The following is a 22005-nucleotide window of genomic DNA, read 5'->3' as shown; positions in this document are numbered from 1 at the left end:
ATGTCCCGGCCCACGCTGATCGAAGTCGCGGAACAGGCGGGCGTGTCGAAGTCGACCGCTTCGCTGGCGCTGCGCGGCGCCCCGGTTTCGGCCGAGGCGCGCGAGCGGGTTCAGCGCGCCGCGTCCCAGCTGGGCTATATCTATGATCGTGCCGCTGCCGCGATGCGGGGCGCTCGTTCGGGCACGATCGGGTTGATCGTCTTCGATCTTGCCAACCCCTTCTATTCGGAGCTCGCCGCCGGCGTGTCCGAGAGCCTGGAGGCGGAGGGCGCGCTCGTTCTGATCGCCGACACGCGCGAGGATTGCGGACGGCAGTCACGAATCCTGACCCGGATGCGCGAACATCGGCTCGACGGGCTGATCCTCTGCCCGTCGACCGGCAGCGATGCGTCGGAATTGAGAGCCCAGATTCCGTCCGACCTGCCGCTGGTCCAGGCGTTGCGCCATGTCGAGGGATTGGTCTCGGATTATTCCGGCGCTCAGAACGCGGCAGGTACGCAGGCCATTGGTCGCCATCTGCTGGGGCTCGGTCACAGGCACATCGCCTTCGCCGGGCATAATGACGAAACCTCGGTCCAGCGCGAACGTTTCGCCGGCCTGAAGCAGGCGACCGACGAGGCGGGTCTGCCGCCGCCGATCTCCATCGCCTGTCCGCCGACGCTGGCAGGCGGCGTGGCTGCTGCGGAGATCGCCCTGGCGCTTGGTCCGCAGCCCACGGCGCTCGTCTGCTTCAACGATCTCGTGGCGATCGGTGCGACGCTGGCGCTGGCGCAGCGCGGCATGACACCGGGCCGCGAGCTCTCGATCACCGGCTTCGACGACATCATGGAGGCGGCCTTGCGGACGCCAGCCCTGACCACGGTTGCGATCGAGCCCCGCAACCTTGGACGCAAGGCGGCCGAACTCGTGCTCGAGCGCCTCGACGATCCGAACGCGCCGCCGAAGACCTGCCTTCAACCCGCTCACCTCATCGTCCGGAACACGACGGGCGCCCCCTTCCTCCCTGGACATCGCCATGTCTAAATCTGTCATCACCGCGCAGGCCGCGGCCCGCCTGATCCCCGACGACGCCGTCGTCACCGTCTCGTCCTCGTCCGGGTTGAACTGTCCCGACGCCGTGCTCAAGGCGATCGGCGAACGCTTCAAGGCGGAGGGGCATCCGCGCAATCTGACGACGCTGCACCCGATCGCCGCCGGCGACATGTACGGCATCGACGGCATCGACCATCTCGCCCAGCCAGGCCTGCTCAGCGCGATCCTGGCCGGCTCCTATCCGTCCGGCCCGTCCTCGCTTCCGTCCCCGCGGATCTGGTCGATGATCGGCAGCAATGAGATTGCGGCCTGGAACGTTCCATCCGGGATTCTCTTCGACATGCACCGCGATGTCGCGGCAAGACGAGCCGGCGTCCTCACCAAGGTCGGGCTCGACACCTTCGTCGACCCGCGGCGCCATGGCTGCGCCATGAACGACGCGGCACGCGCCCGTCCCCCGGTGGTAAGCGTCGTCGCGTTCGGCGGCGAGGAGTGGCTGCACTTCCCCAATATCGTACCGAAGGTCGCGATCATTCGCGGCACGACGGCCGATGAGCGCGGCAATATCAGCATGGAACATGAGGGCGCACCGCTCGGCGCGCTCGACCAGGCCATGGCTGTCCGCAACCATGGCGGCATCGTCATCGCCCAGGTGAAGCGTGTCGTCGCAACCGGTTCGCTGCCGACGCGCCAGGTTGTGGTGCCGGGACATCTTGTCGACCACGTCGTGGTCGACCCCGACCAGCGTCAGACCACCGGAATCGACTATGACCCCGCGATCAGCGGCGAGATCCGCGTGCCGGCTTCGGCTTTCGAACTGCCGGAGTTCGGCATCGAGACCGTGATCGCCCGGCGCGCGGCGATGGTGCTGCGTTCTGGCTGGGCGGTGAATCTCGGCTTCGGCGTCTCGGCCGTGGTTCCACGCGTGCTGCTCGCCGAAGGGCAGGCCGGCAGCGTCACCTGGGCTATCGAGCAGGGTGCGGTCGGCGGCATGCCGTTGACAGGCTTTGCCTTCGGATGCGCGGCCAATGCCGACGCCATCCTGCCTTCACCCCAGCAGTTCACCTATTTCCAGGGGGGCGGCTTCGACTGCGCGCTGCTCTCCTTCCTCCAGATTTCCGCCGCGGGCGACGTCAATGTCTCGCGGCTGGGCTCGAGGCCCTATCTGACGGCTGGCGCCGGTGGGTTCGTCGACATCACGGCTCACGCCAAGCGCGTTGTCTTCAGCGGAACCTTCACCACGGGTGGGCTCGATGTTGCGATTGCCGATGGCGGTTTGACCATCAAGCGCGAAGGCAAGCTCAGGAAGTTCGTGCCGGAGGCCGAGCATGTCACCTTCAGCGGCCGCCGCAGCCGAAGCGTTGGCACGGACGTACTCTATGTCACCGAGCGCTGCGTTTTGCGCCTCACCGATGAGGGGCCGGAGGTGATCGAGATCGCCAACGGCATCGACCTGAAGCGCGACGTTCTGGAGCAGGCGGATATTCCGCTTAGGGTCGCCGCCGATCTCAGGCCGATGGATCCTCGCCTGTTCGATCCGGCCCCGATGGGTCTCGTCCTTGGAGTCAGGCCATGAGCGAAGAGCTTTCATTCGACGTCCGGGGACCTGTCGCCAGCATCACCTTGCGGCGCGCGGCCAAGCTCAATGCCTTGACGCCGGCGATGCTCGACGGACTGATCCGTGCCTGCGACGCCATCGAGGCCGACCCGGCCATTCGCTGTGCCGTGCTGCTGGCAGAGGGCAAGGCCTTCTGCGCGGGGGCCGATATCAATGCGTGGTCGGGCCTGACGCCGATCGAGATGTGGCAGCGCTGGATCGTGCCCGGTCATTCCGCGTTTGGCCGTCTCGCTGCGTTGCGCGTTCCGACGCTCGCGGTCGTCGAGGGCGCCTGCTTTGGTGGCGGCCTCGAACTCGCGCTGTGCTGCGATATCAGGATTGCGTCGCATCAGGCGATGTTCGCGATGCCTGAGGTTTCGATCGGGACACTGCCGGGCTGGGGCGGAACCGGGCGCCTGCCGCGCGGTCGGGCTGCCTCGCGCCAAGCAGATGATCTTCTCCGGTGAGCGGATCGATGCGGCGCGGGCGGAAGGCTGGGGGCTCGTCAACGGTGTCTTCGAAGGCGAAGGGGCACGCGCCGAGGCTTCGCGCCTGGCGGACCTGATCGCGGGACGCGCACCGGTCGCGGTCGCGGCTGCGAAGCTGGCGCTCTCGGTGCATGAGAACGATGCGCCGTCACGCGCGCTCGAGGCGCTGGGCGGAGCGATTGCGTCGGCGACGCAGGATGCGCGCGAGGGGCTGGCATCATTCCGCGAGAAGCGGGCTCCGAACTGGCAGGGGCTCTGAGACATGGCCATCGCCAGCGTCACGGGAGCAGGCCGCGGCATCGGTCAGGCCATCGCGATCGCGCTGGCCAGGGCCGGCTTCGATCTCGTCCTGAACGATCTCAGCGAAGAGGCATTGGCAGAGACCGCGGCGGCTGTGGTCGCGTGCGGTCGCAGCCATGCGCTGGTCGCCGGTGATATCGGAGCAGACGCTGCGCGGATCGGCGACAGCATGGCCGGCGCGCTTGGCCCGCTGCATTGCCATGTCAACAATGCCGGCGTGCCGATGCGCCAGCGCGGCGACCTTCTCGAAGGTGGCGCTGACGAGTTCGATCATGTGATGGGGATCAACCTGCGCGGCACGTTCCTGCTGACGCAGGCGATCGCCCGGCGCATGGCAGGCGAGGCCGCATCGCCTGGCACCGCGCGCAGCATCATCACTGTCACCTCCGCGAGCGCGATTCTGGCGTCACCCGAGCGCGGCGCATACTGCATCTCCAAGGCGGGCGCCTCGATGATGGTCAAGCTCTTTGCCTTGCGGCTCGCCGAACATGGCATCATGTGCCACGAGATCCGGCCCGGCGTGATTCATACGCCAATGACCGCGCCCGTCTCCGCGCGCTATGACGCGATGATCGCCGAAGGCCTGACCCCGGTTGCCCGCTGGGGCGAGGTCGAGGATGTCGCTCGCACCGTCGCCTCCCTTGCTACCGGCGCACTCCCCTTCAGCACGGGCGACGCCTTCCATGTCGATGGCGGGCTCCATCTCCACCGCTTGTGACAGCGCCGAGGTCTTCAATGCCGAACCTTGTCCTACCCGTCGCGCCTGGGCGCAGCGAAACCTTCAGCCTGTCGCCGGCGCGCGCCTTCGAGCGGCACGAGGGCCCGTTCACACGCGTGGCCTATGCTGCGCCCCATGTCGTGGTGGATGCATCGGCCGAGCACGATCCCTGGCTCGATGCAGCGATCGATTGGGAGCGCACCATCGCCTTCCGCCGGCATCTCTGGTCGCTGGGTCTTGGTGTCGCCGAAGCGATGGATACCGCGCAGCGCGGTATGGGACTTGGCTGGCCTTCGGCGCTGGAGCTCGTCCGCCGCAGCGTCGAGGCGAGCCGGGATTTCCCGGGGGCGCTGATCGCTTCGGGCGTCGGAACCGACCACCTGGAGCCGGGGCCGGGCGTCACGGTCGATGACGTGCTGCGGGCCTATGAGACCCAGTGCGAGGCCGTCGAAGCGCTCGGTGGGCGCATCATCCTGATGGCGTCGCGCGCGCTGGCCGCCGCGGCACGCGGGCCGGCCGATTATGCCCGCGTCTATGGGCGCATCCTGTCGCAGGTGCGCGAGCCGGTCGTCCTGCACTGGCTCGGCGACATGTTCGATCCCGCCCTGGCAGGCTACTGGGGCGGGGCCGAATTCGAGACCACCATGGCTACGGTGCTCGACATCATCGCTGCCCATTCCGACAAGGTTGCCGGCATCAAGATCTCCCTGCTCGACAAGGACAAGGAAATCTTGATGCGCCGCCGCCTGCCGGCCGGAGTGCGCATGTTCACCGGGGACGACTTCAACTACGCCGAGCTGATCGAGGGAGACGAGCACGGGCACTCCGATGCGCTGCTTGGCATCTTCAACCCGATTGCGCCGGCTGTGAACGCGGCGCTGGGCGATCTTGCGCGCGGCGAGCAGGAGCGCTTTCGCAGGACACTGGCGGCGACCGTTCCGCTCAGCCGCGAAATCTTCACGGCCCCGACACGCTTCTACAAGACGGGTGTGGTCTTCATCGCCTGGCTCAACGGTCATCAGGACCATTTCACAATGCTGGGCGGGCAGGAGAGCACGCGCTCGATTCTGCATCTCTCGCGGGTCTTCAGGCTGGCCGATCAGGCCGGCATCCTGATAGATCCCGAGAAGGCTGTCGCACGGATGCGGCATCTGCTGGCGACACATGGCGTGGCTTGAAGACGTGACGATGAATCCTGCGGCAGCCGGAATGCCTGATTTCGCTTCTCGCAGAGGCCGCGCCGGACGCTGGCTGACCGAGGAACTGCTTCCAGGCTGGGCGCGGGTTGCCCGTCATCCCATCGGCGGTTTCGTGAGCGGGCTGTCTGGATCCGGCGAGCCTTTGATCGGGCAGCCGCGGATGCTGCTGGTCCAGGCTCGCCTTGCCTACAGCTTTGCAGTGGCACACAAGCTCGGTGTGCCGGGCGACTGGGCGCTGAAGGCCGCGAAGGATGCCTTCGCCGTGATCGTCGACGCGTTGCGCTCGGCGGATGGCGGCTTCAGGCAGAGCACCGGGCCCGAAGGGGCGACCCGCGACTTCTACGATCATGCCTTCGTGGCCTTCGCCTCTGCCTGGATGGAGCACGTGACCGGCGATGCCGGCTATCGTTCCGTTCTGCGCGAGACCATCGCCTTTCTCGACGATCGGATGGCTCATCCGGCCGGCGGCTATCGCGAGAGCCTCGAGCCCTCCGCTGGCCCTCGTCGCCAGAACCCGCATATGCACCTGCTCGAGGCGCTGCTTGCCGCATGCCGGGTCACCGGCGAAGCCGAGTGGCTTCTGCGGGCGCGGGGCATCGTCGATCTCTTCCTGGCGCATTTCTTCGACGTGCGTACCGGTTCGCTGATCGAGTTCATGACCGAGGACCTGGCGCCCTGCCCGGGGGAAAAGGGCGACTGGCGCGAGCCGGGTCACCATTTCGAATGGGTCTGGCTCCTGCTCGAATACCATGCTCTCTCTGCCGATGATCGGGTGCTTGCCCCCATCGAGCGGCTCTACGCCTCGGCAATGCAGCATGGCGTTCGGGGCTTCGCGGATGGCCGGGTGGGGGTCATCGAGGCGATGAGCGCAGCAGGCGATCCTCTGTCTCTCGATCGTCTGCTGTGGCCGCAGACCGAGTATGTGAAAGCCGAGATCGCGCGGGCGCGGCATTTCGGCGACGGCGACGCGGCGAAGCGCGCGGAACGTCACTTCACGGAGATCCGGGAGCTCTTCTTCGGCAACGGCGCACTGCTCTGGGCGAACCGCCTCGGTCCTGACGGTGGTTCGCGCGAGGATATCGTCCCGACGCGCGTCCTCTACCATGTCGCCTTTGCGGCGGCGGAGCTGGAGCGTGGCGCCTGAGCCGCCTGTTTGACGGTTGAAGTCGCTAAGCTCGAATTCCTGTCCCGGAGATCCCCGGCGAGCCCCCTTCGTCGCTTCGGCATCTAGGGCTTCACGGCTCCCTTCGGTTGCGGCAGCTGGCTGAGCTGGGTGCGCAGTGCCACCGCGCTTAGGCCAAAGGCTGCTTCGAACTGCGTATTGAAGCGCGTGAAATTGGAGAAGCGCCAACGCCGCGCAATCTCGCCGACGCGTTCGCCGGAATGGCCCTCGATCTCGCGTTTGACGGCCTCTAGCCGCACCGAGCGCTCGTACTCGGAGATCGACATCCCCAGGAACTTCTGAAAGCCGTATTGCAGGGCCCGCAGGCTGACGCCGGCGACCGCCGCAAGCTGCTCGGGGGTGATCGGCCTGCGGGCATTCTCCCGGATGAATTCGATGGTCCGCTTGACGTGCTTTGGGGCGATGACATGCGAGCCCCGTTCCAGCGCCTTGGCGTGATTATGGGGCAACACCTCCAGGATGAGGTCTGCCAGCAAGGCGCTCAGGCGCCTCGCGCCATGTGGAGCATCCTGCAGCAACCGGACCAGCATCGAAAGGTCGAGCCCCACGAGGAAGCGACGCAGGGCGTCGACTGAGGGCTGCTCCAGATCAAGCTCAGGCTCGAAGCTGAGCTTGCGCATGACCGGCGCCCCGGTCAGTTCGAACAGACGGTTGGTCAGCAGGTTTCTGTCGATGAGAACGGAATAGTTTTCCGAATGGGCTGAACGATGCAGCGCCTTGGTCTCGCCCACATCGAAGATCGCGGCCTGCTGCTTTTCGCAGCGAATGACGCGATCTCCGAGCTCGATGCTCGTCGAACCCTTGAGCGCCACCAGCAGCTGATATCCCCATGGACTTTGCCGTGGCTGGATTTCGACGGCATTCTCGAAACTCGTACGGGTAAGGACAATCCCGTCCGACGCTTGATTCAGTGCATTGATCTCAATTCGTCCAGAGGACTCATTCTGCGGCGAGATCGAGAGGCTCACTCCGCATGCTGCAAAGTGGTCCATGGCTTCGTGAGGGTCATGGGTGACGAAATGAAGCAGCGTCTGGCGCCGCGCTGTCGAGCGGTGATGGGCGCGCGTCATCACACCGTTCTCGACCTCGGCTCGCGGCACAGATCGCCGGCGGAAGCAAGCGTACTGGCGAGCCCTTGGCTGCATGGCAGCTTCCGACATCGCAGGTGTCGACCCATCTGAAAGCCCCTAGGCCGACCGGATTGCCTGAATCCGCCGACGATTTTTTACAGTAGGCGAAGCGAGAGGACAGATTGCGCAAACTGGATTCGCCGGGCGCAACTGCCTGACAAACAGCGCAATATCTGATTCGCGGTTAATATATCGATCAGAATTGAAGGTAAAGATTGGCCCTATCAAACGTTTCAGACCTAAACTATCTCGATTGTTTGTATGTAATCCTGCTGTAATTCGGCAGAATTTCGTGCGCGGTCGGAGATTGAATCTTGTTGGTCATAAGGAACGAAGGTCAAGATATAGAAGGTTCAATTCGTGCTGACGTTAATGCTTCCAGCAGATTGCTCGCTACGAATGGTAGGTCATCTGTTTGATCAGATGACCTCTGCTGTTCAGGCCGAGGCTGAGGTCGAAATCGATTGTTCGGCCCTTGCCGTGATCGATCTCGCCGGATTGCAGCTTCTGATTTCGGCTGGCCGGACCGCACGAGCGGCGGGCAAGCGCATCTGGCTGCAGGCTCCTTCGGACATCTTGAACGCTGCGCTGGTGCGGGCAGGCATCTCGCCCGCGCAGTTCGGTGACTGCATTCTCATCAACAGGGCTTGAGTGGCATGGCGGCAATTCTGACTGTCGACGATTCTCCGAGCGTGCGGCAGATGATCAAGCTTGTGCTCGCTCCCTCCGGCCATAAGGTCGTGGAGGCGGGTGATGGTTCCGAGGGCTTGGCCAAGGCGAAGGCAGAGCGTTTCGACCTCGTCATCACCGACCTGAACATGCCGGTGATGAACGGCCTGGAGATGATCCGGGGCCTGCGTGCGCTCCCGTCCTTTACGGGGGTGCCGATCGTCTTCCTCACGACCGAGTCCGATGACGGGGTCAAGCAGCAGGCGAAGGCCGCGGGCGCGACCGGCTGGATCACCAAGCCCTTCAAGCCGGAGCAACTGCTTGCGGTTGTCGCCAAGCTGGTGCGGACATGATGGAGCTCGATCCGACCGAAACATTCCGGCAGGAGGCCAGCGACCTGCTGGACAGTCTGGAGGCGGCGCTGCTCGATCTCGGTCAGACGCCCCAGGATAGCGATCTGATCGACGCGGCGTTCCGGGCGCTGCACACTATCAAGGGCTCGGGGGCGATGTTCGGCTTCGACCGGGTCGCGGCCTTCACCCATGATTTCGAAACCGCCTTCGACCTGATCCGCAAGGGCAAGATCTCGGCGGAGCGCGACATCATCACTGTCTCCCTGGCCGCCAAGGACTATATTCGCGCGCTGATCGACGATCCCGACTCGACCGATCCGATCATTGGTGAGGCGATCGTCGAAGAGCTCCAGGCCCTGATCGCCACGGGCGCGAGGGGAGGCACGGCGTCGCCCATCGGTGCTGCCCTCGACGAGCCTCCCGCGGTGGCCGCCGCAGACGGCGCAGGCTGGCTGATCGAAATCGCCTTCGAGCCGGATATCCTGCGCAACGGGACCAATCCGATGGTCCTGCTCGACGACCTCCGCGCGCTTGGCTCATGCAGGATGAGTGCGCATCTCGACGGCGTGCCGGAACTCGGAGCGCTCGATCCGGAGACATGCATGATCGCATGGACGGTCGAGCTTGAGGGGGGCTGTACGCGCGAGGACATCGAGGATGTCTTCATGTTCGTCCGCGATGAGATGAAGCTTGCGATCACGCCGCTCGGCTTGGCGGGATCGGCGGATGCGAAGCGTCCCGCGAGCGCGGAGATCGACGCAGTGGCTGCGGCGGCGCCCGCTGTCCCTGCCGTTGCGAAAGAGTTGCAGCCCGCCCTGACGGAGCGTGCCACTGGCGAGCGGAGCGAGGGCGCCCGTCGCGGTGAGGACAAGACCTCGACCGTCCGCGTCCAGGCCGAGCGCCTGGACGAGTTGATGGATCGCGTGGGCGAACTCGTCATTGCGCAGGCGCGGCTCAGCCAGCTCGCGCATTCCGGAACGGATCTCGCGATCAAATCGATAGCCGAGGAAATCGAGCGCCTGGCGTCCGGCTTGCGCGATTCGACCATGGGGGTGCGCATGGTGCCGATGGGCTCGCTCTTCGGCCGCTTCCGTCGCCTTGTCCACGACCTCTCGCGCGATCTCGGCAAGCCCGTCGATTTCGTGACGGTCGGCGAGGATACCGAGCTCGACAAGACCATGATCGAGCGTCTTGCCGATCCCTTGGTCCACCTCATCCGCAACGCGATCGACCACGGCATCGAAGCGCCTGCGGCTCGCGCCGGCACCACCAAGTCGCCGACGGGGCGGATCGAACTCGCCGCGCGCTATGTCGGGGCGCAGGTGCTCGTCACGGTGCAGGATGACGGCGCCGGGCTCGACGCGGCCCGCATCCGCGCCAAGGCCGAAGAACAGGGATTGATCGCGGCCGGGACGCCCCTGAGCGAACACGAGATCCATCAGTTCCTGTTCCATCCCGGCTTCTCCACTGCCCGGACGATCTCCGCGCTGTCGGGGCGCGGCGTCGGCATGGATGTGGTCAAACGCACGATCGAGGCCATGCGGGGCACGATCGATCTCGCCACCGTGCCTGGCTATGGCAGCACGGTGACGCTGCGGCTGCCGCTGACGCTCGCCATCATCGAGGGCCTGCTGATCCGCGTCGGCGAGGGGCGCTACATCATTCCGCTCTCGGCGGTGGAGGAATGCGTCGAACTGACCGCGGCCGAGGACGCTCGGGCGCGCGGACGCAACTTCCTGAACGTGCGCGGCGACCTGGTGCCCTTCCTGCGGCTGCGCGATCTCTTCGAGGCCGACGGCGAGGCCGACCCGCATCAGAAGGTCATCATCACCACGATGGGGGATACGCGCGTCGGCCTGGTCGTCGACCAGATCATCGGCAGCCACCAGACGGTGATCAAGTCGCTGTCCAAGCTTCACTCCGATGTCACGATGTTCTCGGGCGCCACCATCCTTGGCGATGGTTCCGCTGCCCTCATTCTCGACGTCGCCCAACTTGTTTCGCTCGGCCAGAGCCGCGCCGAGACCGAAAAGACACCGGAGGCGGCGTGATGCAGATTCAGACGCAAGGCGGCGCCGGCCACGGCCCTCACACGGCAGCGGAGACGCGGCTTCAGGTCCTGATGATCGGGCTCGGCAGCGAGATCTTCGCGATCGAGGCCGACATGGTACGCGAGATCATCGACCCGGTTCCCGTCACCCGGGTTGCGGGCGCGCGCGCCTTTCTGCCGGCTCTCATCAATGTGCGCGGCAATGTCATCCCCTTGGCGGATCTGCGCCTGCGCTTCGGCATGGCGCGACGAACCGACACCGCCGACACCCGCATCGTTGTCGTGGAGATCGAGATCGACGGTGATCCCGTTGCGCTCGGGATCATGGCCGACAAGGTCTACGAGGTCACGGAGATTTCAACCGCCCAGATCCAGCAGACACCGCGTCTGGGAATGCACTGGCGGCCGGAATTCATCCGGTTCATCACCAAATGGAACGACGAATTCGTCATCGTTCCCGATCTCGAGAAAATTCTGAGCTGAAGCGCTACCCATCCAGCGCAAGACACCCTTCACGTTGCTTATCGGGGACTGACTATGAGATTGACGATCAAGACTAAACTGGCCGGTGCCTTCGGCATGGTCATTGCCCTGTCCATGGTGGCAGGCGGACTTTCCTATCAGAGGCTGTCCGACATGTCCGAGACGCAGGACGTGCTGATCAATTGGACCAACCGGCTGGACCAGATCAGCGACGTTCGCAGCATGATGAACAGGTCGGTTCGCTCGGAAAAGAATGCCGTCATGGCGGCAACCGACAAGGAAACGCTCGCTCATGCGGCGAGTGCCGTCCAGAACCGCCTCGACGCCGTGAAGCTGAAGGAGCGGATCCAGGCTCAGGCCAGCGACGACGGCAAGCGCCGCTGGGAGGCTCTGACGCCGAAGATCAATCGCTTCTTCGCGGCGCAGGACGAGGTCATCCGCAACGCCAAGCTGAACTCGAACAATCGTGCTGCGGAACTCTGGATCAGCGAGATAACGCCGCTCATCCAGGGCGTGACGGTCGCCTCGACGGCGCTCCTGAGCGAGCTCGCCAAACCGTCCGCTTCGCCCGAGGCGCTGCGGCTGGCTCTCGATTTCCAGTCGGTGCGGCTGGAATGGCTGCGCTTGACGCGGTCGATCGGGCAGCTGTTCGGCGCGACGACCGTTGCCGATGTCGAGAAGCTGCAAAAATCTGCCGAAGTGCAGGCTCGCGACGTTCGCGCTGCGCTCGCCAAGACTGCGGCCCCCATCGCGGAGCAGGGAGTGTCGCCGGCAAACATGCTTGCCGCCTTCGACAAGGGTATCGATTCGGCGCTTCGGATCGCAGCCGTCGCGGGCGAGGCGGGAAACATCAAGGCCAGCACGATCTCGATGGGCGAAGGCAGCGAAGCCGTCACCGAGATGATGGCGGGGCTCGATGAGTATACCGACTTCATCAAGCAGTCCGCCGCGGCGGCGGCCAAGGAAGCAAGCGAACAGGCGGCCTTCGCCAAGACGCTGCTCATCGGCATCATTCTGGGCTCGCTGCTGATCGCCATCATCGCCGCCACCTGGATCGCCCTTGCGATCAGCCGCGGCCTGTCGAGCGCGGTCGGTCTCGCCAATGCGGTTGCGATCGGCGACCTCGGACAGTCGATCTCGGTGAAGAGCAAGGATGAGATCGGCGATCTCGTCACCGCGCTGAACACGATGACGGCAAATCTCAACGACACGGCCGCTGTCGCCAACGCGATCTCCAATGGTGACCTCACGGTCGAGGCCAAGAGGCTGTCGGAGAAGGACACGCTCGGCATCGCTCTCGAGAACATGGTCGAGAAGCTGCGTGATGTCGTCGGGCAGGTGACGAGTGCTGCCGAGAACATGTCTTCGGGCAGCCAGGAACTGTCGGCCAGCGCCGAACAGCTCTCGCAAGGCTCGACCGAGCAGGCCTCTTCGACCGAGGAAGCCTCCTCATCGATGGAGGAGATGGCGGCCAATGTGAAGCAGAACGCCGAGAATGCCAGCCAGACGGAGAAGATGGCCTCGCAGTCGGCGAAGGATGCCGAAGCGAGCGGCGTTGCCGTCGGCAAGGCGGTCGACGCGATGCAGACCATTGCCGCCAAGATCAACATCGTCCAGGAGATCGCCCGTCAGACCGATCTGCTGGCGCTGAACGCGGCGGTCGAGGCAGCCCGTGCCGGCGAGCATGGCAAGGGCTTCGCGGTGGTCGCCTCGGAAGTGCGCAAGCTCGCCGAGCGCAGCCAGGCGGCTGCGGCGGAAATCGGGACGCTGTCGGCCGATACGGTCAAGGTCGCGCAGGAAGCCGGCTCCATGCTGGCCAGGCTGGTGCCTGATATCAAGAAGACCGCCGAGCTGGTCGAGGAGATCACCTCCGCCAGCCGCGAGCAGGATGTCGGCGCTGCCCAGATCAATCAGGCGATCCAGCAGCTCGACAAGGTGACGCAGCAGAACGCAGCCGCCTCCGAACAGGTCTCCGCGACCTCCGAGGAGCTCTCGGCTCAGGCCGAGACGCTGCAGGCCACGATCGCCTTCTTCCGGCTCGATGAAGGCAGCACGCGCAAGAACAGTCAGCGCCCGGTTGGTGTCGACAGGGCGGTCACCCAGCTGCGCGGCAAGGCCACGGCCATGGCGACGGCGATCCAGCCGAAGAAGGCGCCTGTCTCCGGGTTGCGCCCGGCCAAGAAGGTCGTCAATGGCGGCTTCGCCTTTGACATAGATGGCGGCGAGGATCAGCACGACGCCGCGTTCCACCGCGCCTGAGCGGATACCGGCCCCGCCCAGGAGGCGGGGCCGGTCCTGCTGCCCTCCAATCCGCCTGGTTCCCTAGCCGCATCGCGAGTCTTCCATGGCCGACACCGCCCAATACCTGACCCTTGGCATCGATCAGGAGCTCTTCGGCATCGATATCCGCAATGTCCGCGAGATTCTCGACATGCGCCCGATATCGAAGCTGCCACATGCGCCGGCCTTCCTGCTCGGCATGATCGATGTCCGCGGCGCCGGCTACCCGATCGTCGATCTGCGGACCAAGCTCGGGCTGCCGCGCACGGAGCCGACCGACGCGACGCGCATCATCATTCTGGATGTGCCGGTCAAGGGCCGGACGCTGGGCGTCGGCTTCGTCGCCGATCGGGTCTTCGAGGTCACGGGTCTCGACGCCGACCAGACCGAAGCCGCTCCCGATGTCGGCGGTCGCTGGCAGTCGAACTACATCGCCGGGATCGGGCGCAAGGGTGAAGCCTTCATCGTCGTCTTCGATCTCGAGCGCCTGATGGAAGCCGACGGCCTCCCCCTGACCGATCTCGCCGCCGGTAAGGCAGCCTGAGACCGATGGGGCCAACGATGTCGCATTCCTCGGACTATCTGGCTGACAAGCATTTCTCGGCCATCGCCGCGATCATCGAGAGCCGCGTTGGCATCAAGTTGCCGCCGACGAAGCGCACCATGGTCGAGGGGAGGCTGCGCAAGCGCGCCCGCGCGCTTGGCCTGGCGGGGGTGTCCGGCTACGGCGCCCATCTGTTCGAGCGCGGCGGACTCGACGACGAGCTTGTTCACCTGATCGATTGCGTGACCACCAACAAGACCGATTTCTTTCGCGAGCCGAGCCATTTCGAGTTTTTGCGCAATGTCGCCGTGCCGCAGCTGCTGCGGCGGCATGGCTCGCTTCCGGCTGGCCTGAAGGTCTGGAGCGCTGCCTGCTCGACAGGGGCGGAAGCCTATACGGTTGCGATGGTGCTGCAGGACCTGGTGAATGCCGCCAGACCGATCCGCTTCTCGATCCTGGGTACCGACATCTCGACGGAGGTCCTGCGCGAGGCGAGAGCGGCCATCTATCCGCGCCCCTTCGTCGCTCCGGTGCCGCTGGCCCTGCAGCAGCGCTATCTCATGAGATCGAAGGATCCGCGGCAGGACGTCGTCAGGGTCACGCCGGAGCTGCGCCGAAAGGTCCATTTCGAGCGCCTGAACCTGATGGATGAGAGCTATCCATTCGACCGGGACGTCGACGTCATTTTCTGCCGCAACGTGCTGATCTATTTCGACGGGCCGACTCAGAGGGCCGTCATCGAACGCCTCGTGTCGCATCTGCGCCCCGGCGGCTACCTGATGCTTGGCCATTCCGAATCGATGGCGGGCAGTGGCATTGCCGGACTGCAGCAGGTCGTCCCGACCGTCTATCAGGCCGATCCCGCCGCGCCCAGGATGTCAGCAGCATGACCCGCCCACCGATCCGCGTGCTCATCGTCGACGATTCCGCCTCGGTGCGCCAGGTCCTCAGTTCGATCCTGAACGACGATCCGGGCATCGAGGTGATGGGAACGGCGGCCGATGCCTTTGCCGCCGTGCGCCGCCTGCAGAACGAATTGCCCGATGTCATGATCCTCGACATCGAGATGCCGGGCATGGACGGGCTCACCTTCCTGCGCAAGATCATGGCGCAGCGGCCGATCCCGGTGATCATCTGCTCGACCTTGACCGAGGCGGGATCGCGGGCGCTGTTCGATGCGCTCGAAGCCGGCGCGGTCGACGTGCTGCCAAAGCCGCGTATCGACACGCGCAACGCCCTGATCGAGACGGCTGACCGGCTCAGGCACTCCGTCAGGGCGGCCGCGCAGGCGCGGCTGCGCCCCAGGCAGGCCCGCCTGCCCGTCGAGAAGAAGCTGACTGCGGATGTCATCATGCCGCCACCGGTCCCGGGACGTGTCCGTAGCGAGACGGATCGCATCGTCTGCATCGGGATTTCGACCGGGGGGACCGAGACCCTGCGGGAGGTTCTCACCGCCCTGCCGGTCACATGCCCCGGCATTGCGGTGGTGCAGCACATGCCCGAAAAGTTCACCGCCGCCTTTGCCCGGCGGCTGAACGGCATTTGCGCGGTCGAGGTCAAGGAGGCCGAGGATGGCGACGAGCTTCGCGCCGGCCGCGTCCTGATTGCGCCGGGAAATCGTCACATGCTCCTGCAGCGCTCCGGCACGCAGTATCGCGTCGCCATCAAGGACGGCCCGCATGTCTCGCGTCACCGCCCGTCCGTCGATGTGCTGTTCCGCTCGGCGGCCCAGTATGCCGGTGCCAACGCACTCGGCCTGATCATGACCGGCATGGGCGACGACGGTGCCCGCGGGCTGCTCGAAATGCGCAAGGCCGGCGCGCACACGCTCGCGCAGGACGAGGAGAGTTGCGTCGTCTTCGGCATGCCGAAGGAAGCCATCGAGCTTGGCGCAGCCCAGCGCGTGGTCGGCCTTGCGCGGGTCCCGCAGGAAATCATGGCCTGGCCGCATCTCGGGCGCGGCGGGGCAGGCGAGATCGCCCAAACCGCCTGAGGGCTGAATCGCAATGCGTTGGGGGCAGAATGTTCCGGAATAACGAAGGACTACCGAGGTTGATCCAGTCGCTCGATGCGAATGCGCGCGCGATCGATGTGACCTTCGCCACGGCCGGGCAGCAGCTTGGCGAGGGCCTGACGCTGTTCCAGGCACTGAACGAGCAGCTCGCGGCCTTGTCGAGCGAACTCGCAGGCAGCGAGATCGAACAGGCCCGTACGGCGCTGCATCGTCTCGCCGGCGAGCTGCGCACGCTGAACGACGACCTTTCCGCCGAAACCAGCGCGCTTCAGGATCTGTCGATTCACAGCCACAACGCCTCTCAGGCCCTGGAACGGCTGCTCGAGCATATGCGGCTCATCACCATCCTCGCACGCAGCGCGCGGATCGAGGCGATCTCCATTCCGATGGTCGGGAGCGATTTCGGCGACTTCGCCGGCGAGATCGGCACGCTGACTACGCAGGCCCAACGCACGATCGAGCGCTGCGCGCGCGACCAGGCGCAGCTCTGCAGCCTTCTTGATTCCGCACTGACGGCGCAGCGCGAATTCGAAGGACGCTATGGCAGATCCCTGGCAGCCCTGGCGGGCAAGCTCGGCCAGACGCTGGCGGAGGTCATCGAGCGCCAGAGCCGCAGCGTCGCGCTGACGGAAGAGGCTGCCGCGATCTCGGGCCGCATCACATTGGCGACCGGAGGCGCCATCATCGCTCTCCAGTCCGGTGACAGTATGCGCCAGAGGCTGGAGCATGCCATTTCCGGGCTGCGCCTGGGTGAGGCGCCGGGAGCGGTCGGCGACGAGGACGGCGAGACACGCGCCGCCTGTGTCAACGTGCTGCTCCGGCTTCAGTCGGCGCAGCTTGAAGCAGCGTCAGGAGCGCTCGGTCCCGATGTCGAAGAGATCAACAGCGCGCTGATCCTGCTCGACCGCGAGACCACGCAGCTGATCGATCTCGTCAGGTCGCTCTATCGCGGCGGCAATGGCGGGGCCGCATCCTTCCTGGTGGAGCTGGAGGCTGACCTCGCCGAGGCCTCAGTGCTGCTGGGCCGATGCGACATCGCCCGTGCGGGCGTCGATCGCGTCACCGAAGCGGTGGCGAGCGTTCTCGACACCTGCCAGGGCACGGTCGAGGCGCTTGCTGCGACCGCTGCGAATATCGTCCTGATCGGCATGAATGCAGGGCTGCGCGCGGCTCGTATCGGCACCGGTGGGCGCAGTCTCGTGGTGATTGCGCAGGAGTTGAAGTTCGCGGCCGATCAAGTGTCGACCGATTCGCGCAAGCTGACTCCAGCCTTCACGCAGATGCAGGCCGCCTCATCGGTGCTCAAATGCGAGGGGAGGCTCGACGCTGCCTATTTCGCCTCGCGCGACCTGACGATGCGCAGCTCGCTCGCAACCATGCGCCATAGCGGCGACCGGCTCGGTGCGAGCCTGGACGAGCTGCTGCGGGAGGGAGAACGGTTCGGCGCCGTGATCGAGCAGGCCGGATTGTCCTTCTCGAGCACCGGAGCCATGCGTGATCTCATCACGGGGGCGGCGCATGAACTGCTGCGCGCTGCCGGCGCACAACTGCCGGAGACGCATCTGCGCGCGCGGGTCGGGGATTTCATCGAGCAGGAAATCTGGCCGAACTACACCATGGCGGCGGAACGCCAGATCCATACCGCCGTGCTCGAGGCTTGCGGAGTAGTGACCGGGGCGCGTGCGCCGGTCGCCGTGCCTGCAGAAGCGGATGTCGATGAATTCCTGTTCTGAGCCTGTGCGATCCGGCGCCCCCTGGCGCCATTCAGGCGGGGGGCGTCGGCATTAAGTGCAGGTTTACTGACTTTGTTCTTTTCGCTCAAAAGTTGAGCGTTGACCGGAGCCCTTCACGATTATTGGGCTCCCGCCCGCCTAACAAGACAGCCGCTTACCTTGGAGAAACGTGGCATGCGTCTGGGCGGTTGGGGATTTGTTAAACGGGGCATCGCGGCCGCGCTGGCCGGCCTGATGGCCGGCCTGATGGCCGGGGTGATGCCGGTTCAGGCCTGCACGAATATACTTCTGATGGCGGCGGATGGAACGCCGGTCTATGGCCGCACGCTGGAATACGCGATCGAGACCCAGTCCGATGTCGTCGTCGTGCCGCGCAACTACGAGTTCGTCGGGACGCGCCCGAGCAATGTGCCCGGCATCAAATGGACGGCGCGTTATGCCTTTGTCGGCGTCATGAGCTTCGGCCAGCCCTTCGTCTCGGACGGCATGAACGAGAAGGGGCTCGCCGGTGGCGCGCTCTATTTCCCCGATTTCGCCAGCTATACGCCGCCTGAGAAGGCCGATGGGCGCACCGCGCTGGCACCGTGGGAGTTCCTGAGCTGGGTGCTGTCGAATTTCTCGACCGTTGCCGAGGTGAAGGCGGCGCTCGACAAGACTGCGATCATCGATCTGCCTGCGCCGATCGTGAACTTCACCTTGCCCTTCCATTTTCCGATCCATGATGCGACCGGCGCCTCGATCGTCATCGAGCCGATCGACGGGAAGCTGAAGGTCTATGACAACCCGATGGGCGTCCTGACCAATTCGCCGCCCTTCGACTGGCACCTCAACAACATCCGAAACTATGTGAAGATGTCGCCGGTCTCGGCCGACCCATTGAAGATCGGTGGGAAGACGTTTGCGCCGTTCGGTCAGGGCTCCGGCTTGCTCGGCATCCCGGGCGACCCGACGCCGCCCTCGCGCTTCATTCGTGCGCTCGGCTATGCCGCGTCGGCGAAGCAGCTTGCCGATGGTCCGCAGACCGTGCGCCTTGTCGAGCACATCATGAACAATTTCGATATCCCGATCGGCTTCATCGACTCGGCTGCGAAGGGCGGTGAGCTCGAATACACCCAGTGGACCTCGGTCGCCGACCTGCGGGCCAAGAAATACTACATCAAGGGCTACAAGGATCAGGTCCTGCGTGCGGTCGATCTGAACAGCTTCGATCTGGATGCGAAGGCCCTGCGGGTTGCGCCGTTCAAGATCAACCTGACGCCGCCGGCGCTCGAATTCGCCAAGTAGCAGGCGGGAACGAGCAGGCAGGAAAGTTCGGACCTTCGGCCCGCTGCATAAGCCGGCGGCCCGAAGGGGGAGGCCTGCAAGCTGAAACTCTGAACGGCCGCGCTGGCAAGACCGGCGCGGCCGTTCGTCTATTGGCTATCGAGACGCGGTGAGGGGGAGTGACACCGTGAGCAGACCCACCGTCCCGCGCGCCCTGTTCTCCACGCTGAACTCGCGCAGCACCTTGATGCGCGCCGAGATCGGCGTTTTGCCGATCTCGAAATTATACGCGATCGTTCCACCCAGGGCCGTGGTCCGTCCCTTGTAGGCGCCGAGTTGGGCGCCGGCGCCGCTGTCACCCGTAACCTGCTGATAGTGGTAGCCGATGATGCCGGCCGAAATCGCGCTGGTGATAGCCTTCGACGCGGCCCATTCGACGTGAAACTCGGTACCTGTCCGGTAGTCCGTCGCGTGATTGGTGCCGTTGAAGGTCACGCCGACCGCTGTGGAGAGGTCAATGCCCGTTTCCGGATCGAACCAGGTCAGGGCGCCGGAGAGATCGCTCGCCCAGCGATGAAAGGCGAGGTTGGCGAGCTGCCCATTGCGATAGTCGCCGACTGGCACATTGACGAGCGCCGTCGTGCTCCAGTGGAACTTGCCGGAATGCCATCCCAATGTGGCGGACAGGACGGGGTCGCCGACGATGGTCGCCTTGTCGCGGAGCGAGCGTCCGACGACCGTGTTCGTGCGCGGCGAATCGAGTTCGACGCCTGCCGAGACCGCGACACGCCCGACGGGCAGGACGGCGCCCACCGCCAGATTGCCGCCAAAGGCCTGCCACGGCGTCACCCAGGTGCCATTCAGGAAGTCGGCACGCGCCTGACTGCGCACATTCGCGATGACCCTGCCGCCCGTCGGAAGCGATTTCCGCGCATCGAGCTTGGCGTCGTAGGAATAGGTGTCGCTTTCGAAATAGAATCCGGGCGGAGGCAGATATCCCGCCATCGGCCCGCGACCGCCGAGGAGATAGAAACCGGTGCCATTCTCTGCCGCCTGTGCCGCATGGGGCGCCAGGCTCCAGCAGGCTGCCACACCGGCCGCGACAAGCGCGCGCGCCGTCCTCAACCCAAGCGCTGTGCGCTTGGCTTCCCCTCGAAGCATAGTCCCGTCGCCCCTCAACATGCGGCAATGCCGCTCGTCAGCCGAATCAATGACGCGACGTTAGGGCGTTTCCCGTCGTGATGGATATGCGGGGCACGATCTCTCGACGGGTTTTGCTCCGCTTACGGCGCCGTGAGGGAGATGAAGGGCTGCAGAGCGTAGACGAAGCGTGCTCCGGCCATGACAGTCTCATCGTCGGACGGCGCTGTGCCCCTGATCCGCGGTTGCACCGGGACGTTGGCGGCGTTGGCGATGGTCTCGAAATGGATGCTGATGGCAGCGTCACGGTGCAGCCGCGCGCGACCTTGAAGAGGTCGGCGGGCGCCCGGATCATCATGTCGTCATACCCCCTCTTGGTAGCGAGGGGGGGTGGTCTTGCAATCGACCTTTGTAGAGCCGCCTGCTGAAGGCAGTCGGCCACAAGTCTTTACAAAACCAAACTCTTCGGCGCCGAAGCGATAAAGAGTGGTGCCCAGGAGAGGACTCGAACCTCCACGCCCTTGCGAGCGCCAGCACCTGAAGCTGGTGCGTCTACCAATTCCGCCACCTGGGCAACGGCGGTTCGTTTACGGGGGCGGATGGAGGCTGTCAACGGGGATATCGAGCCGGCATGCGCCTATCTGTGGAATGTTCGCCTTCACAGCGCAGGTTCGATCCACTAGGACAGCGGCAAGTCCTCGGCGGAGCTTGAGAAATATGGCCACCCAGACCCCGTCCTCGCAGCTGATCACGGTTTTCGGCGGCTCCGGCTTCATCGGCCGCCATGTCGTGCGTGCATTGGTCAAGCGCGGATACCGCGTGCGCGTCGCGGTGCGCCGGCCCGATCTCGCCGGTTTCCTGCAGCCGCTCGGCACCGTCGGGCAGATCATGTCGGTGCAGGCGAATCTGCGCTATCCCGATTCGGTTGCTGCTGCGGTGCGTGGCGCGGATGCGGTGATCAACCTCGTCGGCATTCTCCAGGAAGGCGGCCGGCAGAGCTTCTCGGCCGTTCAGGCCAATGGTGCTCGTGCCGTCGCGCAGGCCTGCGCTGCCCACGGCATCACCCGTCTGGTCCAGGTTTCCGCAATTGGCGCCGCGCGTGAATCACGGTCCGCCTACGACCGCAGCAAGGCAGAAGGCGAGGCTGCCGTTCTGTCGTTGGTTCCCTCGGCCATCGTCCTGCGCCCTTCGATCGTCTTTGGGCCGGAGGATTCCTTCTTCAACCGCTTCGCTTCGCTCGCCCGGATGCTGCCTGTCCTGCCCTTGATCGGCGGCGGTGAGACCAAGTTCCAGCCTGTCTTCGTTGGCGATGTCGCCGAGGCTGCGGCGCGCGCCATCGACGGGACGATCACTGGCGGCCGAATCTACGAACTTGGCGGGCCTGAGGTGAAGAGCTTCAAGGAGCTGCTGACCTATGTTTGCGAGGTGACCGGCCGCAAGCGTGTGTTGGCGTCGCTGCCGTTCCCGCTGGCGCGGCTTCAGGCGCGCATTCTGGAAATCGTCAACACCCTGACGCTCGGCTTGCTGCCGGACGAGCTGATGCTGACGCGTGATCAGGTCACGCTGCTCGAGATCGATAATGTCGTCTCGAAGCAGGCGAAGGCGGAGGGGCGTTGCTTCGAGGGAATCGGAATCACCCCGACCTCGGTCGAGGCCATCGTGCCGTCCTATCTCTGGCGTTTCCGCAAGACGGGCCAGTTCGACACAGCCCGCGTCGGCTAGATGTGAGCTCTCAATAGGTTGTCCATCCGGTCCCGAGCGAGGAAGCTGAGGTTGCGAAGCTTCAGTCTCCATCGAAGGAGGACCGGATGAACATCCATAAGAATGCC

The 22005-nt window shown here is 65.1% G+C and carries 18 protein-coding genes, 1 tRNA gene and 1 pseudogene; 17 read left to right on the top strand and 3 right to left on the bottom strand.

Annotated features, from left to right (window positions below; translation table 11 throughout):
- The 6 genes and pseudogenes from AC1DW9_RS28115 (at position 1) to AC1DW9_RS28090 (ending at position 6478) form a co-directional block, all read left to right on the top strand.
- Complete coding sequence (locus tag AC1DW9_RS28115) at positions 1 to 1023, top strand: LacI family DNA-binding transcriptional regulator (protein WP_441507860.1); 1023 nt, start codon at positions 1 to 3, stop codon at positions 1021 to 1023.
- A complete protein-coding gene (locus tag AC1DW9_RS28110) occupies positions 1016 to 2608 on the top strand; it encodes an acyl CoA:acetate/3-ketoacid CoA transferase (protein ID WP_441507861.1) in 1593 nt (530 codons plus the stop codon). Before AC1DW9_RS28115 ends, AC1DW9_RS28110 begins: the two co-directional genes overlap by 8 nt.
- Positions 2605 to 3376 (top strand): annotated as a pseudogene (locus tag AC1DW9_RS28105) (enoyl-CoA hydratase/isomerase family protein). Before AC1DW9_RS28110 ends, AC1DW9_RS28105 begins: the two are co-directional and overlap by 4 nt.
- A gap of 3 nt (positions 3377 to 3379) precedes the next feature.
- Complete coding sequence (locus tag AC1DW9_RS28100; RefSeq protein WP_476776568.1) at positions 3380 to 4135, top strand: 3-ketoacyl-ACP reductase; 756 nt, start codon at positions 3380 to 3382, stop codon at positions 4133 to 4135.
- A gap of 17 nt (positions 4136 to 4152) precedes the next feature.
- Positions 4153 to 5313, top strand: coding sequence for a dihydrodipicolinate synthase family protein (locus tag AC1DW9_RS28095; RefSeq protein ID WP_441507864.1), 1161 nt, complete (start codon positions 4153 to 4155; stop codon positions 5311 to 5313).
- A 31-nt stretch (positions 5314 to 5344) separates the two neighbouring features.
- The gene (locus AC1DW9_RS28090; RefSeq protein ID WP_441507865.1) at positions 5345 to 6478 is read left to right on the top strand and encodes an AGE family epimerase/isomerase; all 1134 of its coding nucleotides are present in this window, start codon (positions 5345 to 5347) and stop codon (positions 6476 to 6478) included.
- An 83-nt stretch (positions 6479 to 6561) separates the two neighbouring features.
- Here AC1DW9_RS28090 and AC1DW9_RS28085 read toward each other — a convergent pair whose 3' ends face one another.
- The gene (locus tag AC1DW9_RS28085; RefSeq protein ID WP_441507866.1) at positions 6562 to 7587 is read right to left on the bottom strand and encodes a helix-turn-helix transcriptional regulator; all 1026 of its coding nucleotides are present in this window, start codon (positions 7585 to 7587) and stop codon (positions 6562 to 6564) included.
- A 420-nt stretch (positions 7588 to 8007) separates the two neighbouring features.
- Here AC1DW9_RS28085 and AC1DW9_RS28080 point away from each other — a divergent pair, with 420 nt between their 5' ends.
- The 10 genes from AC1DW9_RS28080 to AC1DW9_RS28035 all read left to right on the top strand — a co-directional run bounded on the left by AC1DW9_RS28080 (position 8008) and on the right by AC1DW9_RS28035 (position 19057).
- Entirely contained in the window at positions 8008 to 8298 is a 291-nt protein-coding gene (locus AC1DW9_RS28080) for an STAS domain-containing protein (RefSeq protein WP_441507867.1), read from the top strand.
- Between the two features lie 5 nt (positions 8299 to 8303).
- The gene (locus AC1DW9_RS28075) at positions 8304 to 8669 is read left to right on the top strand and encodes a response regulator (protein ID WP_441507868.1); all 366 of its coding nucleotides are present in this window, start codon (positions 8304 to 8306) and stop codon (positions 8667 to 8669) included.
- Positions 8666 to 10720: a chemotaxis protein CheA gene (locus AC1DW9_RS28070; protein ID WP_441507869.1), complete on the top strand. Its 2055-nt coding sequence runs from the start codon at positions 8666 to 8668 to the stop codon at positions 10718 to 10720. The genes AC1DW9_RS28075 and AC1DW9_RS28070 overlap by 4 nt, the downstream gene beginning before the upstream one ends.
- A complete protein-coding gene (locus AC1DW9_RS28065; RefSeq protein WP_441490254.1) occupies positions 10720 to 11202 on the top strand; it encodes a chemotaxis protein CheW in 483 nt (160 codons plus the stop codon). The genes AC1DW9_RS28070 and AC1DW9_RS28065 overlap by 1 nt, the downstream gene beginning before the upstream one ends.
- A gap of 54 nt (positions 11203 to 11256) precedes the next feature.
- Positions 11257 to 13461, top strand: a complete 2205-nt coding sequence (locus tag AC1DW9_RS28060) for a HAMP domain-containing methyl-accepting chemotaxis protein (RefSeq protein ID WP_476776567.1) — start codon at positions 11257 to 11259, stop codon at positions 13459 to 13461.
- Between the two features lie 85 nt (positions 13462 to 13546).
- The gene (locus AC1DW9_RS28055) at positions 13547 to 14026 is read left to right on the top strand and encodes a chemotaxis protein CheW (RefSeq protein WP_441507871.1); all 480 of its coding nucleotides are present in this window, start codon (positions 13547 to 13549) and stop codon (positions 14024 to 14026) included.
- 17 nt (positions 14027 to 14043) lie between these two features.
- Complete coding sequence (locus AC1DW9_RS28050; protein WP_441507872.1) at positions 14044 to 14916, top strand: CheR family methyltransferase; 873 nt, start codon at positions 14044 to 14046, stop codon at positions 14914 to 14916.
- Entirely contained in the window at positions 14913 to 16019 is a 1107-nt protein-coding gene (locus AC1DW9_RS28045) for a protein-glutamate methylesterase/protein-glutamine glutaminase (RefSeq protein ID WP_441490250.1), read from the top strand. Before AC1DW9_RS28050 ends, AC1DW9_RS28045 begins: the two co-directional genes overlap by 4 nt.
- 29 nt (positions 16020 to 16048) lie before the next feature.
- Positions 16049 to 17773 carry a coiled-coil domain-containing protein gene (locus AC1DW9_RS28040; RefSeq protein WP_441507873.1) on the top strand — a complete coding sequence of 575 codons (1725 nt, stop codon included), beginning with the start codon at positions 16049 to 16051 and terminating at the stop codon, positions 17771 to 17773.
- Positions 17774 to 17947: 174 nt separating this feature from the next.
- Positions 17948 to 19057 (top strand): linear amide C-N hydrolase, encoded by a 1110-nt coding sequence (locus AC1DW9_RS28035; protein ID WP_476769382.1) that lies wholly within the window; start codon positions 17948 to 17950, stop codon positions 19055 to 19057.
- 135 nt (positions 19058 to 19192) lie between these two features.
- On the opposite strand, the gene AC1DW9_RS28030 is transcribed toward AC1DW9_RS28035, so the two are convergent.
- Together AC1DW9_RS28030 and AC1DW9_RS28025 are read right to left on the bottom strand one after the other, a co-directional pair.
- Positions 19193 to 20197, bottom strand: a complete 1005-nt coding sequence (locus AC1DW9_RS28030; protein ID WP_441507875.1) for a SphA family protein — start codon at positions 20195 to 20197, stop codon at positions 19193 to 19195.
- A 466-nt stretch (positions 20198 to 20663) separates the two neighbouring features.
- A tRNA-Leu gene (locus AC1DW9_RS28025) sits at positions 20664 to 20750 on the bottom strand.
- 143 nt (positions 20751 to 20893) lie between these two features.
- Here AC1DW9_RS28025 and AC1DW9_RS28020 point away from each other — a divergent pair.
- Positions 20894 to 21898, top strand: coding sequence for a complex I NDUFA9 subunit family protein (locus AC1DW9_RS28020; RefSeq protein WP_441490246.1), 1005 nt, complete (start codon positions 20894 to 20896; stop codon positions 21896 to 21898).
- Positions 21899 to 22005 lie beyond the last annotated feature (107 nt).

The organism is Allobosea sp. P4_E12, from assembly GCF_056401655.1.
Note: the sequence above shows the minus strand (reverse complement) of the source record. Positions and strands in the feature narration are given on the sequence as shown.

Bases quoted from the DNA above. Each gene is read 5' to 3' on its own strand.
- AC1DW9_RS28115 (WP_441507860.1), top strand. From the start codon at position 1: ATGTCCCGGCCCACGCTGATCGAAGTCGCGGAACAGGCGGGCGTGTCG.
- AC1DW9_RS28110 (WP_441507861.1), top strand. From the start codon at position 1,016: ATGTCTAAATCTGTCATCACCGCGCAGGCCGCGGCCCGCCTGATCCCC.
- AC1DW9_RS28100 (WP_476776568.1), top strand. From the start codon at position 3,380: ATGGCCATCGCCAGCGTCACGGGAGCAGGCCGCGGCATCGGTCAGGCC.
- AC1DW9_RS28095 (WP_441507864.1), top strand. From the start codon at position 4,153: ATGCCGAACCTTGTCCTACCCGTCGCGCCTGGGCGCAGCGAAACCTTC.
- AC1DW9_RS28090 (WP_441507865.1), top strand. From the start codon at position 5,345: ATGCCTGATTTCGCTTCTCGCAGAGGCCGCGCCGGACGCTGGCTGACC.
- AC1DW9_RS28085 (WP_441507866.1), bottom strand. From the start codon at position 7,587: ATGACGCGCGCCCATCACCGCTCGACAGCGCGGCGCCAGACGCTGCTT.
- AC1DW9_RS28075 (WP_441507868.1), top strand. From the start codon at position 8,304: ATGGCGGCAATTCTGACTGTCGACGATTCTCCGAGCGTGCGGCAGATG.
- AC1DW9_RS28070 (WP_441507869.1), top strand. From the start codon at position 8,666: ATGATGGAGCTCGATCCGACCGAAACATTCCGGCAGGAGGCCAGCGAC.
- AC1DW9_RS28065 (WP_441490254.1), top strand. From the start codon at position 10,720: ATGCAGATTCAGACGCAAGGCGGCGCCGGCCACGGCCCTCACACGGCA.
- AC1DW9_RS28060 (WP_476776567.1), top strand. From the start codon at position 11,257: ATGAGATTGACGATCAAGACTAAACTGGCCGGTGCCTTCGGCATGGTC.
- AC1DW9_RS28055 (WP_441507871.1), top strand. From the start codon at position 13,547: ATGGCCGACACCGCCCAATACCTGACCCTTGGCATCGATCAGGAGCTC.
- AC1DW9_RS28050 (WP_441507872.1), top strand. From the start codon at position 14,044: ATGTCGCATTCCTCGGACTATCTGGCTGACAAGCATTTCTCGGCCATC.
- AC1DW9_RS28045 (WP_441490250.1), top strand. From the start codon at position 14,913: ATGACCCGCCCACCGATCCGCGTGCTCATCGTCGACGATTCCGCCTCG.
- AC1DW9_RS28040 (WP_441507873.1), top strand. From the start codon at position 16,049: ATGTTCCGGAATAACGAAGGACTACCGAGGTTGATCCAGTCGCTCGAT.
- AC1DW9_RS28035 (WP_476769382.1), top strand. From the start codon at position 17,948: ATGCGTCTGGGCGGTTGGGGATTTGTTAAACGGGGCATCGCGGCCGCG.
- AC1DW9_RS28030 (WP_441507875.1), bottom strand. From the start codon at position 20,197: ATGCTTCGAGGGGAAGCCAAGCGCACAGCGCTTGGGTTGAGGACGGCG.
- AC1DW9_RS28020 (WP_441490246.1), top strand. From the start codon at position 20,894: ATGGCCACCCAGACCCCGTCCTCGCAGCTGATCACGGTTTTCGGCGGC.